This window comes from Segetibacter aerophilus (assembly GCF_007991655.1).
Lineage (GTDB): Bacteria > Bacteroidota > Bacteroidia > Chitinophagales > Chitinophagaceae > Segetibacter > Segetibacter aerophilus.
The window spans coordinates 83114-95406 of the sequence record NZ_BJYT01000010.1; the positions used below are offsets into that span (position 1 = coordinate 83114).

9 protein-coding genes are annotated in these 12293 nt (G+C 40.3%); 1 reads left to right on the plus strand and 8 read right to left on the minus strand.

Annotated elements, in window-relative coordinates; translation table 11 throughout:
- Window positions 1–77: 77 nt before the first annotated feature.
- The 8 genes from rpoB to SAE01_RS14130 form a co-directional block, all read right to left on the minus strand.
- Window positions 78–3881, minus strand: a complete 3804-nt coding sequence (gene rpoB, locus SAE01_RS14095; RefSeq protein WP_147204423.1) for a DNA-directed RNA polymerase subunit beta — start codon at window positions 3879–3881, stop codon at window positions 78–80.
- Window positions 3882–4372: 491 nt separating this feature from the next.
- Window positions 4373–4753: a 50S ribosomal protein L7/L12 gene (gene rplL, locus SAE01_RS14100; RefSeq protein WP_147204424.1), complete on the minus strand. Its 381-nt coding sequence runs from the start codon at window positions 4751–4753 to the stop codon at window positions 4373–4375.
- 160 nt (window positions 4754–4913) lie between these two features.
- A complete protein-coding gene (gene rplJ, locus SAE01_RS14105) occupies window positions 4914–5450 on the minus strand; it encodes a 50S ribosomal protein L10 (protein WP_147204425.1) in 537 nt (178 codons plus the stop codon).
- Between the two features lie 76 nt (window positions 5451–5526).
- Window positions 5527–6216 carry a 50S ribosomal protein L1 gene (gene rplA, locus SAE01_RS14110; RefSeq protein WP_147204426.1) on the minus strand — a complete coding sequence of 230 codons (690 nt, stop codon included), beginning with the start codon at window positions 6214–6216 and terminating at the stop codon, window positions 5527–5529.
- A 25-nt stretch (window positions 6217–6241) separates the two neighbouring features.
- Window positions 6242–6685, minus strand: a complete 444-nt coding sequence (gene rplK, locus SAE01_RS14115) for a 50S ribosomal protein L11 (protein WP_147204427.1) — start codon at window positions 6683–6685, stop codon at window positions 6242–6244.
- 365 nt (window positions 6686–7050) lie between these two features.
- Window positions 7051–8094 carry an MlaD family protein gene (locus SAE01_RS14120; RefSeq protein WP_147204428.1) on the minus strand — a complete coding sequence of 348 codons (1044 nt, stop codon included), beginning with the start codon at window positions 8092–8094 and terminating at the stop codon, window positions 7051–7053.
- 3 nt (window positions 8095–8097) lie between these two features.
- Entirely contained in the window at window positions 8098–8871 is a 774-nt protein-coding gene (locus tag SAE01_RS14125) for an ABC transporter ATP-binding protein (protein ID WP_147204429.1), read from the minus strand.
- A gap of 6 nt (window positions 8872–8877) precedes the next feature.
- A complete protein-coding gene (locus SAE01_RS14130; protein ID WP_147204430.1) occupies window positions 8878–9669 on the minus strand; it encodes an MlaE family ABC transporter permease in 792 nt (263 codons plus the stop codon).
- A 495-nt stretch (window positions 9670–10164) separates the two neighbouring features.
- Between SAE01_RS14130 and recG the strand changes: the two genes are divergently transcribed.
- Window positions 10165–12258 (plus strand): ATP-dependent DNA helicase RecG, encoded by a 2094-nt coding sequence (recG, locus tag SAE01_RS14135; RefSeq protein ID WP_262713368.1) that lies wholly within the window; start codon window positions 10165–10167, stop codon window positions 12256–12258.
- The last annotated feature ends 35 nt before the right edge of the window (window positions 12259–12293 follow it).

Genomic DNA, 12293 nt, shown 5'->3' on the forward strand with positions numbered 1-12293 from the left:
GAGATGCAAGCTTTCACCTACATCTCATACTTCTGATTTACTATAAACCAATCTTAATCCTGTTGGACTAGCACCGATTATTCAAATTTTAGATCTAAACCTAGACCTCTTAATTCATGTACAAGTACATTAAATGATTCAGGTATGCCTGGTCTTGGAATGTTCTCACCTTTCACGATTGCTTCATATGTTTTCGCGCGTCCAATGATGTCATCAGATTTCAGCGTCAACAACTCTTGCAATATGTTAGATGCACCATAAGCTTCAAGTGCCCAAACCTCCATCTCACCAAACCTCTGACCGCCAAACTGAGCCTTACCACCAAGAGGTTGTTGAGTAATCAAGCTGTACGGTCCGATTGAACGGGCGTGCATCTTATCATCAACCATGTGGTGAAGTTTGATAATGTATATAATACCAACTGTTGCTTTCTGGTCAAAACGATCTCCAGTTTCACCATCATACAAGTAAGTATGTCCAAAGCTTGGTAGGCCAGCCTCGTTTATCTTATCAGCTATTTCCTCAGTAGTAGCACCATCGAAAATTGGAGTTGCAAAGCGTACACCCAACTTCTCGCCTGCCCAACCAAGTACAGTCTCATAGATCTGTCCGAGGTTCATACGGCTCGGTACACCAAGCGGGTTTAGGACAATGTCAACAGGAGTACCATCTTCCAAGAAAGGCATATCTTCAGCGCGAACAATTTTGGCAACGATACCCTTGTTCCCGTGACGACCGGCCATTTTATCACCTACCTTCAGCTTTCGCTTAACAGCCATATACACCTTAGCAAGTTTCAATACACCAGCAGGTAATTCGTCTCCAATTGAAATGTTGAATTTCTCTCTCTTGTAACGACCTAATTCCTCGTTGTACTTAATACTAAAGTTGTGTAACAATGTATTAATCTGGTCATCAGTTTTTGCATCACCCGTCCATCCCAAAGGATTAACGTTCATGTAGTCAATCTGAGACAGGTTCTTTTGGTTGAACTTAGAACCTTTTCCGATCAATACTTCACCAAAGTTGTTGCTTACACTGTTCGAAGGTTTATCCCTCAAAAGTGTTTGAAGTTTTTCAAGCAGCACCTCCATGATGTCAGCTACATTCTTCTCATGCACTTTTTCGATCTTCTCAAGAATTGCCTTCTCACGAACTTTGGTGTTCTTATCTTTTTTAGCTCTTTGGAACAACTTCTTATCAATAACGACACCTTCAGTTCCGCTTGGTGCTTTCAAAGAGGCGTCTTTAGCATCACCGGCTTTGTCACCAAAAATAGCCCGTAGCAATTTCTCTTCAGGAGTTGGATCGCTCTCACCTTTCGGAGTAATCTTGCCAATAATAATGTCGCCTTCTTTAATCTGGGCACCAATACGAATGATACCATGTTCATCAAGATCTTTAGTAGCATCTTCTGAAACGTTGGGAATATCTGGAGTCAACTCCTCTTCGCCCAATTTTGTATCACGTACTTCCAATTCAAATTCTTCAATGTGAACAGAAGTGAACCAATCTTCACGAACTACTTTTTCGTTGATTACGATAGCATCCTCGAAGTTGTAACCTTTCCATGGCATAAATGCCACTTTAAGATTGCGACCGAGAGCAAGCTCTCCATCACGTGTCGCATAACCCTCAGTTAAGAAGTCACCTTCTTTAACCACTTGTCCTTTTTTAACAGAAGGGCGAAGGTTAATACAGGTAGCCTGGTTAGTCTTAATGAACTTAGTCAGCTTGTACACCACTAAGTCTTCTTCAAAGCTTACCAACTGCTGCTCAGCGTTTCTTGTATATCGAACGTGTATTTCTTTAGCATCAACAAACTCTACTACACCATCACCTTCAGCATGAATTTGAATTCTTGCATCACGTGCAGCTTTTCCTTCCAACCCAGTACCCACAATAGGAACTTCAGGACGGATTAGAGGAACGGCCTGCCGTTGCATGTTAGATCCCATCAGAGCACGGTTAGCATCATCATGCTCAAGGAAAGGAATTAAAGAAGCACTCAAACCAACGATTTGGTTCGGAGCAACGTCCATATATTCTACTTCACTTTTATCAAGAATTGGGAAATCACCGGTCTGGCGACTAACTACTCTTTCTTCAGAGAATTCACTGTTTTTATTTAACGGAGAACTTGCCTGAGCAATTTTCTTAAGGTCCTCTTCTTCCGCACTGAGGAAAGTTAACGTATTCATATCAACTTTACCGTCATTCACCTTATGGTAAGGAGTTTCGATAAAGCCCATCTCATTGATCTTAGCGTGAACGCAAAGAGTTGAGATCAAACCAATGTTTGGCCCTTCAGGAGTCTCGATTGTACAAAGACGGCCGTAGTGGCTATAGTGTACGTCACGAACCTCGAAACCTGCTCTCTCACGACTTAAACCTCCGGGTCCAAGAGCGGAGATACGACGCTTATGCGTAATCTCACTTAATGGGTTTGTTTGGTCTAAGAACTGGGACAATTGAGATGTACCAAAAAAAGAGTTAATAACAGAAGAGAGTGTCCTTGCATTGATCAAATCTACTGGAGTAAACACCTCGTTGTCACGTACGTTCATTCTTTCACGGATGGTACGAGCCATACGGGCAAGACCAACACCAAATTGAGCATATAATTGCTCACCCACTGTACGAACACGACGATTGCTTAGGTGATCAATGTCATCAATTTCTGCCTTGCTGTTTGTTAAACGAACAAGATATTTGATGATTTCAATGATATCTTCTTTAGTCAATACTTTCTTCTCAATAGGAAACGTCAAACCAAGTTTACGGTTGATCTTATAACGACCAACTTCCCCAAGGTCATAACGTTTGTCAGAGAAGAACAATTTATCAATGATACCGCGTGCAGTTTCATTATCAGGAGCATCAGCACCACGCAGTTGGCGATAGATGTGCTGAACCGCTTCCAACTCGCTGTTAGAAGTATCTTTATTTAATGTGTTGTAGATAATGGAATAATCACCGCTCACTTCTTCTTTCTGAATAAAGACGCTCTTTACTTCCATATCGCTGATGGTTTCGATAGCACTTTCATCAAGCACCGTATCTCTTTCCATCACCACCTCGTTTCTCTCGATAGACACAACCTCTCCGGTATCCTCATCCACGAAGTCTTCTACCCATGTGCGAAGTACACGTGCAGCTAATTTTTTACCTAAAAATTTATCGAGAGATTTTTTATCAGCATTCACCTCGTCAGCCATTCCAAAAAGCTCTAGAATGTCTTTGTCAGTTTCAAAGCCAATAGAACGTAACAAAGTTGTTACAGGAAATTTTTTCTTACGGTCGATATAAGCATACATGACGTTATTAATGTCTGTTGCAAACTCCATCCACGCACCTTTGAAAGGAATTACCCTTGCAGAATAAATCTTAGTACCGTTAGGATGAACTGACTGACCAAAGAATACACCAGGTGAACGATGTAGCTGGCTAACGACAACACGCTCGGCTCCGTTAACTACAAAAGTACCGCGTGGGGTCATGTAAGGAATATTTCCTAAAAACACATCTTGTACGATGGTCTGGAAATCGATATGCTCCTCATCATTACAGCTAAGACGGAGCTTGGCTTTAAGAGGAACAGCATAAGTTAATCCCCTCTCCATACACTCATCAATAGAGTAACGTGGGGGGTCAATAAAATAGTCCAGGAATTCCAGCACGAAGATGTTACGTGTATCTGTTATAGGAAAATTCTCCTTAAACACACGGAACAAACCTTCTACGTTACGCTTATCGGGCGTGGTCTCTAACTGAAAAAAGTCCTGGAAAGATTGTAACTGAATGTCGAGTAGGTCGGGTGTTTCTGATAGATTTTTAATCTTACCGAAACTGACCCTGTTCTGAACTTTAGTTGAAGACATATTTATGTTTAACCGGTTTTTATTCACGAAAATTCAGGCTAAGCACTGAAGTCTAGAATACTGAATTCAGACACTTTCGAAGTAAATGGCCATTTTCGAAAGTGCAGCTGCTAATTTGCCTAAAAATAAAAGGAACGCAAAGGTAAGGAATGAAGATAATACGGGAAAAACAATTTTTATACCAAAAATGTTAATGTGAAAAAAGACAATATTTGCTTTTTTCATAAGATGCCTCGAATTGATCTAAAGCTACAAGGTCGTATTTCTGCGCAGGCGACAAATGTACAAGTAAATTGAGAAGTGGAAGAAAGCTCGAAAAATAATTTTTGTAACAGCAGCAAGGGGTTTATTCTACTCTTAATATCGCGCATTTCATTGATCTACTAGAATCAACTTTACTTTTCCCAAAAGACGATATTGGCTATAGCAGATAGTAAAAGCAAAAAGCCGGCAAGAAAACTTACCGACTTTTTTATAAAAGTTTGGAGTGATTATTTTACTTCAACATCAGCACCAGCTTCTTTTAATTTAGCTGCAATCTCTTCAGCTTCAGCTTTAGCTATACCTTCTTTGATAGGCTTTGGAGCACCATCAACTAAGTCTTTAGCTTCTTTCAATCCAAGACCAGTTAAATCTTTTACGATTTTAACTACTTGTAATTTAGCCGCACCACCGCTTTTTAAGATCACGTCGAAAGCAGTTTTTTCTTCCGCAGCAGGAGCAGCAGCGCCACCACCAGCAGCAGGACCAGCAACTACTGCAGCAGCAGCAGGCTCGATACCGTAAGTATCTTTCAAAATTTTAGCTAATTCGTTAACTTCTTTTACTGTTAAGTTAACCAGTTGTTCCGCAAATGCACTTAAGTCTGCCATTGTTTCAAATTTTTGCCGCCTTCATTGCCTGTGCTCCGGCGGGCTTTTTAAAAAAATTTGTTTATTTCAACCGTTCAGGCTTGGTTGAGTTATTTTAATTGTTGTTTTATTGCCTTTCTGTTTTACAAGAATTTGCCAATAAAACAATCAAACAATTTTATTATACTTCTTGAGGTTGTCTGTCTTCCAAAGCTTTTACTAAGCTTGCTAATTTGCCTCCAGCGTTTAAGCCACTAAGCACATTATTAATCGGAGACTGTAACAATCCAATGATTTCACCAATAAGCTCGTTTTTGCTCTTGAGTGTTTTAAGTGCTTCAAGCTGGTCGTTTCCAACAAATACATCCATATCAATGAAAGCCGCTTTTAAAACAGGCTTTTCAGTTTTGGTGTCTGTACGAAAACTACTTATAATCATTGCAGGCTCCTTAGCATCTTCGCTAAATAAAAGAGCAGTAACGCCACTTAAACTATCGAAAACTCCAGAATACCTGGCGGAGTCGATTCCTTCAAGCGCTTTTCTTATTAAAGTGTTCTTAGCCACTTTCATTTCTACATTCTTATCGAAACAAATCTTGCGAAGTTTGTTTACCTGTGCAACTGAAAGAGCTTCTGTATTTGTAATGTAGAAGTTATTATATTGATTGAATTTCTCTTTAAGAACTTCAATCGCTTCGTTTTTTTGATCTTTAGTCATGACGCTTATTTTTATTCGTGCGTTTCGTAACCCCTACCTCACGGTTCTAATAGTTACGATTGCGCTTGACTGTTTTTTAGATGAAAGATTTTGTGTCAACAGTAATGCCTGGGCTCATTGTGCTCGCCATGCTTACACCTTTAAGGTAAGTACCTTTAGCTGCAGATGGCTTAAGTCTCATGATTGCATTGATAAATTCAGTGCTGTTAGCAGCAAGTTTCTCAGGATCAAATGAAACCCTTCCAATAGATGCGTGTATGATACCTGCTTTGTCAACTTTAAAAGCGATTTTACCACCTTTCACTTCATTTACAGCAGCAGCAACATCGTTGGTAACAGTACCTGTTTTGGGGTTTGGCATCAGGTTACGAGGACCTAAAATCTTACCTAATCTACCTATCCGGGGCATAACTGATGGAGTTGCAACAATTACATCAACATCTGTCCAACCACCTTCGATTTTTGTAATGAACTCGTCTAATCCAACATAATCAGCACCAGCTTCTCTTGCAGCAGCTTCTTTATCAGGAGTGCAAAGAACCAATACTCTTTTTGTTTTACCTGTTCCGTGAGGAAGTGTTACAGTTCCGCGAACCTGTTGGTCAGCTTTTTTAGGATCAACTCCCAAACGAACGTGAACGTCAACAGAACTATCGAATTTAGTGAGGTTCACTTCTTTCACCAATGACGATGCATCAGCAAGTGAATACACTTTGTTTTTATCTACCTTAGCTGCAATAGCTTTTCTTTTTTTAGTGATACCCATTGTTAATCAGTTTAGAATTGATCAATTATTTGTCCCATGGAGCTGTTCCGTCAACAGTTAAGCCCATGCTGCGTGCCGTACCAGCAACCATTTTCATAGCGCTTTCGGAAGTAAAGCAGTTAAGGTCGCTCATTTTATCAGTCGCAATTGCTGCCACCTGATCCCAGCTTACTTTACCAACTTTGTTACGGTTTGGCTCTTTGGAACCACTTGTAATTTTCGCTGCTTCTAATAACTGAACTGCTGCGGGAGGCGTTTTAATAACGAATTCGAAAGTCTTATCGTTAAAAACGGTGATTAATACGGGAAGTACTTTTCCCATTTTATCCTGGGTTCTTGCATTAAATTGCTTACAAAACTCCATGATGTTTAGACCCTTTGAACCTAGTGCAGGTCCGATGGGAGGTGCAGGATTGGCTTGACCGCCTTTCACCTGCAACTTTACGTAGCCTGAGATTTCTTTTGCCATGTTTTTAAATTTTTGGTGTTAGCGTCCCCACATATGCTCGTAAAAGCGGAGCCGTGGAGACTCCCAAATCAATCAATTCTACAGAAAGAACTTTTTTGGGAACGCGAAGGTAAGTAAAAGCAGCTTCCCATTAATTTCAGTTTCATAATATTTTTATAATATAAGGAGAATTTAATGGTGAGTTGACGGGAAGCTCCTTTCAAGTCAAGATTATTTGCCATTACGCGTTGCGCTACCGCCCTTCTGCCTAGTCCACTCTTCCGCAGAACAGACTTTAATAAAAGCTGCATAAAGGTTTTAGGTACAAGTGAGTGACACAACAATGTTGAAGCGTAAACGGAGCTGACGAAAAAAATAACTATTTTTTATGGCGCTGGAGTAACAGCTTTTTGCTGTTGCAGCTTCAACTCTTCGGCTTTCTTTTTTTCCTCTTCCTCCTTTTTTGCCTTCTTTTTAAAGAAACCTTTTAATAGAAAGTTGTGCTGAACGGCTTCAAGGTCGTCGTTAAGTTTCTGTGTGCCCGCTTGCAAATTGCTTAATATCACCCGTATGTCTGCTGCTGCGTCTTCATCATTCAGTAGCATCCCTACCGGCGTACTTTTATTGTTTAGGCTATTTCCTAGTTGACTGCTGGTATTATTTAAATTATCAACGACGATGCTTGCGTTTTTCGATACGCTTTCAATTTGGGCAGCCGTAGCTTTTAACCTACTAAATATTACAGTATCGGTTACTAAATCATGGGCCAGCGTTCCTTTGCTTTGAAGCTTTGCTGCAAACGCTGCTACGCTTGCACTTAGTCTTTCTGCATTCGCGGAAGCTTGTTGTAAACGAGCCATAGTACTATGAAGGTCATTCACAAGCGTTTCATCTGTTAATAGTTTTCCAACCGTGCCTTTGCCCTCGGTAATTCTTTTACTAATGCCTTTCACATCCGTAGTAATTGCAAAAAGGTTTTGGTTATTTGCCTGAAACGTTGCCATCATTTCATCGGGATTGCTTGCTTTTTCTACACCTAGGATATCGCCGTTTTCAACTGATGGTGATTTTGAAGCTCCTGCGTATAACACGATTATTTTGTTGCCAATTAATCCGTCTGAGCTAATTCGTGCTTTGGCATTTTTTCGGATATATTGCTTTGAAGCTTCATCAATATTCATATCCACTTCGACCTGTGAGTTGCCGACAAAAGAAATCTTTTTTACTGTTCCAATTTTTACGCCTGAAAACCAAATGTTATTCCCTTTTTGCAGCCCATTGATGTCATCAAAAATCGCCCTTACTACGATTGATTTTTGAAAGGTTTTTTGCTGTCCTCCAAGCGTTAACACCGTGACGACAAATATCGCTATTCCCAGAAAGATAAAAATCCCTACTACGAAAGCCCTTGTATTTTTATTCGATTTCATCTCTTATTTAATAAAATTGTAATTATAAAAACTTTTAATCCGCCCATCGTTACTGTCAAACACTTCATCGAAAGTTCCTTCCTTCGCAAAAGTTCCTTCAAGTAACATCGCTACCCGATCGCCTGTTGCCTTAGCACAGGTAAGATCGTGTGTGATGATAATAGAACTGGTATTGAAATCTTCTTTTACCCGGTTAATGAGGTTGTTTATTTCAATACATGTTATAGGATCTAATCCTGCTGTAGGTTCATCATACAACATAATCTCAGGGTTGAGAATTAAGGTCCGCGCAATACCTATTCTTTTTCTCTGTCCGCCTGATAGTTCAGAAGGCATCTGGTTTATCGTTTGGGCAAGCCCTACTGCAGTTAGCACCCTTTCGACTGACGCATCGATTTCTTTTCGCTTCAGATGCTTTTTATTTCTAACAAGTGGAAACTCGAGATTTTCTCTCACTGTCATGCTATCGTACAGCGCACTATTCTGAAACGAAAAACCGATCTTCAGCCTAAGCTCAAGCAATTCTTTATCGTCTAGTTTACTTACGTCCTCTCCCAACACACAAACTGAACCTGAATCTTGCGTCAATAAACCAGCGATAATTTTGATCAGGACAGATTTACCTGTACCCGAACGACCAAGAACCACCACGTTCTCTCCTTTATATACATCAAGGTTTACATCTTTTAGTACGCGATTACTGCCAAACGATTTATATAGATCCCTGATTTTAATAACCGGCTCATCCTTGCCCCTATTTTGTCTTTCGTTCTCCATTTATATCTAACCTCTTATGCTATTTGTAATTTGAACTATTAAAATCTCCTCGACAAAAATCAGGAACATGGACACAACGACTGATGCATTGGCTGCTTTTCCCACACCTTCTGTTCCCTGCGATGCATTGTAGCCCTGGTAACAACCCACAATTCCAATCGTATACCCGTATACCACGGCTTTTGTTAAAGAGGAAAAAATGTCTAGAAAAGATATCTTGGAGAAAGCCTGCTCAAAAAAGGCAACAAAGCTGGTCATTTCGTTTGTATGCACATTAATGTACGACCCCAACATGGCAACGCATCCTGTATAAAACATAAGGATAGGGATCATAACTGTTGTGGCTATCACCCGGCTTACCACTAAAAATTTAAAAGGATTAACAGCCGAAACCTCCATCGCATCTATCTGCTCCGTTACCCGCATTGAACCAATTTCGGCACCTATGTTTGAGCCTACTTTACCGGCCGCAATTAATGCAGTTACCAAAGGTGCGAGTGCTTTTATAATTGCTATAGCTACTAAAGAAGGAAGCCAGGACGTGGCGCCGAACTCAGCGAGGGATGGACGCGACTGCTTCGTAAATACTAAACCAGTGATAAAACCTGTGAGGGAAATGAGTGGCAAAGACTTCCAACCAATTTCGTAGCATTGCTTTATAATTTCTTTGCCTTCGTACGGCGGCAGAAATACTTCCCGGAAGAAACGGATATTGAATTTTACAGCGCTGTTAAGGTCTACGAAAAAAGAATCAACTCCCTTTGAAACAATAAATTCCCGTGCTTGCTTTACACTCATATCCGTTGTGATTAGTACTTCTTGGTAGTGCGAAAGTAACGTATCAAAAAGATTATTTAGGATTTCCTGACTTTTCCGCTTCTTAGTTTAAAGGTTTTAGTGCAAATATTTCAAATACCGGCATTCTTCCCTTGATTAATCATTGTTGCGTCGCAATCCGTTCATCAATTGTTCAATTTTCATCTTTTATCGGTTATGCTATCTGCATTTATGTACGTTCTACTGCCATTGGACACGCGGTAGAATGAGCAGCAAAATCAATATTGCTTATAATAAAAAAGAATGCCATTATGTTCGATAGCTGCAGGCAGGTTTATAGCTGCAGTGAGTGACACAAGAATGTCGATTTGCAAAAACAGCGGCCGGAACACAAAAAACAATATTGTGCAGTCTCGCCTCTAATTGGGTAATCTGTACGCTTGTCTAATTCCCGAACGCTAACTTCTTTTCCCTTTATTTTTGCTGTAAACCTTACCTATTATAGCTTCTCCCTCGATATTAGACAGCCCTATTGAATATCTGAAAGGTGTGGGACCTTTAAAAGCGGATTTGCTTAAAAAGGAATTGAGCATTTTTACTTTTAGTGATTTGCTTGAACATTTCCCAAACCGGCATGTAGACAAAACTTCCATCAGCGCTATAACTGATATTCATGCAGGAACTGATTTTATACAAACCGCCGGCATCATAGATAACATCGTAATACTTGGCGAAAAACGAAGCAAAAGACTTGTAGCGCAACTTAGAGATAGAACCGGCACTATCGAGCTATGCTGGTTCCAGGGAATTCATTGGATAGAAAAAAATATACACGCAGGCAAACTTTATCTTGTTTTTGGAAAAGTGGCATTTTTTAATGGAAAGGCTCAAATCACCCACCCCGAAATAGAACCTTGGGTTGCTGAAACCGCGGAAGGAAAAAACTTTTTAGAGCCTGTTTATCCTACAACCGAAAAACTAAAAGCAAAAGGACTAAACGGAAAACAAATCGGGAAACTTACAATGGCGCTAATCGAAATGATTAGTCCGAAAGATATTCCTGAAAATTTGCCCAACCATATTCTTGAAAACCTCATCTTACTAAGCAGGTGGGAAGCCTATTGCTTCATTCATTTTCCAAAAAACCAGCTGGAATATGACAAAGCTCTCTACAGGCTAAAGTTCGAAGAGTTTTTCGTAGCACAGGTTAAGTTAGGTTTAACAAGGCTGCGCAGGCACAAACACAGTAAAGGAGCTATTTTTGAAAAAGTAGGCGAGTACTTCAATACTTTTTATACTAAATATCTACCCTTCGAATTAACGGGGGCGCAAAAAAGAGTATTAAAGGAAATTAGAACAGACACAGGAAGAGGCATACAGATGAATCGGCTTTTGCAGGGCGACGTCGGCAGCGGAAAGACAATTGTAGCACTGCTGACCATGTTACTTGCGGCAGACAACGGTTATCAAAGTTGCTTGATGGCTCCTACAGAAATCTTAGCCACCCAACACTTTCTAGGATTAAGTGAGCTGTTAAAAGACATGCCGGTGAACATTCGTCTTTTAACAGGAAATACCAAAACAGCCGCACGACGAGAAATACTAAGCCAACTTGCAGAGGGTTCTTTGCACATGGTAACAGGTACTCATGCACTCATTGAAGACCCTGTGGTTTTTAAAAATCTTGGGTTGTCTATTATTGATGAGCAACACCGGTTTGGTGTAGCACAGCGGGCAAAGTTGTGGGCGAAAGCTGCAATCCATCCGCACGTGCTGGTCATGACCGCAACGCCAATTCCAAGAACGCTTGCAATGACTGCTTATGGTGATTTGGATTATAGTGTGATGGATGAACTTCCACCGGGAAGAAAACCTATTACAACCGTTCATAGAAATGAAATGTATAGGGTTAAGGTAATGGACTTTATCCGGTCAGAAATTGATCACGGCCGGCAAGCTTACATCATTTTTCCCCTGATAGAAGAAAGCGAGAAGCTGGATTATGAGAACCTAATGGATGGATATGAACACGTGAAAGCGTTTTTCCCTGAACCAAAGTATTGGATTAGTATGGTGCATGGGCGACAACCGGCAGATATAAAAGAAACTAACATGAAGCGCTTTGTAAAGGGCGATACGCAGATAATGGTAAGTACAACCGTAATAGAAGTGGGCGTAAATGTGCCTAATGCGTCTATCATGGTGATAGAAAATGCAGAGAAGTTTGGTTTATCTCAGTTGCACCAATTGCGGGGCCGTGTTGGACGAGGTAGTGACAAAAGCTATTGCATATTGCTTACCGGTACCAAGTTGAACAATGACGCGAGGGAAAGAATTAAAACAATGTGTTCTACAAATGATGGATTTAAAATAGCGGAAAAGGACCTCGAATTAAGAGGACCGGGCGACATTGAAGGTACCCGGCAAAGTGGAGCTTTAAACTTTAAATTGGCAAATATCATAAGTGACAAAGAAATTCTCGAAAAAGCAAAAAAGGAAGCAGAAATGTTGCTTTCAAAAGATGAAGAGCTTTCTTCGGCTGAAAATTTGATATTAAAAAATTACCTTTTGCATAAAAAAGGAAAAACTGTCTGGAGCAAAATTTCCTAATCAAACTGCTGTTAAATAAAGTACGGTCGGCGCAA

What these genes read in the sequence shown, in the direction of transcription:
- rplA (WP_147204426.1), bottom strand. Translation starts at nt 6,216, where the DNA reads ATGGGTATCACTAAAAAAAGAAAAGCTATTGCAGCTAAGGTAGATAAA.
- rpoB (WP_147204423.1), bottom strand. Translation starts at nt 3,881, where the DNA reads ATGTCTTCAACTAAAGTTCAGAACAGGGTCAGTTTCGGTAAGATTAAA.
- rplL (WP_147204424.1), bottom strand. Translation starts at nt 4,753, where the DNA reads ATGGCAGACTTAAGTGCATTTGCGGAACAACTGGTTAACTTAACAGTA.
- rplJ (WP_147204425.1), bottom strand. Translation starts at nt 5,450, where the DNA reads ATGACTAAAGATCAAAAAAACGAAGCGATTGAAGTTCTTAAAGAGAAA.
- SAE01_RS14130 (WP_147204430.1), bottom strand. Translation starts at nt 9,669, where the DNA reads ATGAGTGTAAAGCAAGCACGGGAATTTATTGTTTCAAAGGGAGTTGAT.
- SAE01_RS14120 (WP_147204428.1), bottom strand. Translation starts at nt 8,094, where the DNA reads ATGAAATCGAATAAAAATACAAGGGCTTTCGTAGTAGGGATTTTTATC.
- rplK (WP_147204427.1), bottom strand. Translation starts at nt 6,685, where the DNA reads ATGGCAAAAGAAATCTCAGGCTACGTAAAGTTGCAGGTGAAAGGCGGT.
- SAE01_RS14125 (WP_147204429.1), bottom strand. Translation starts at nt 8,871, where the DNA reads ATGGAGAACGAAAGACAAAATAGGGGCAAGGATGAGCCGGTTATTAAA.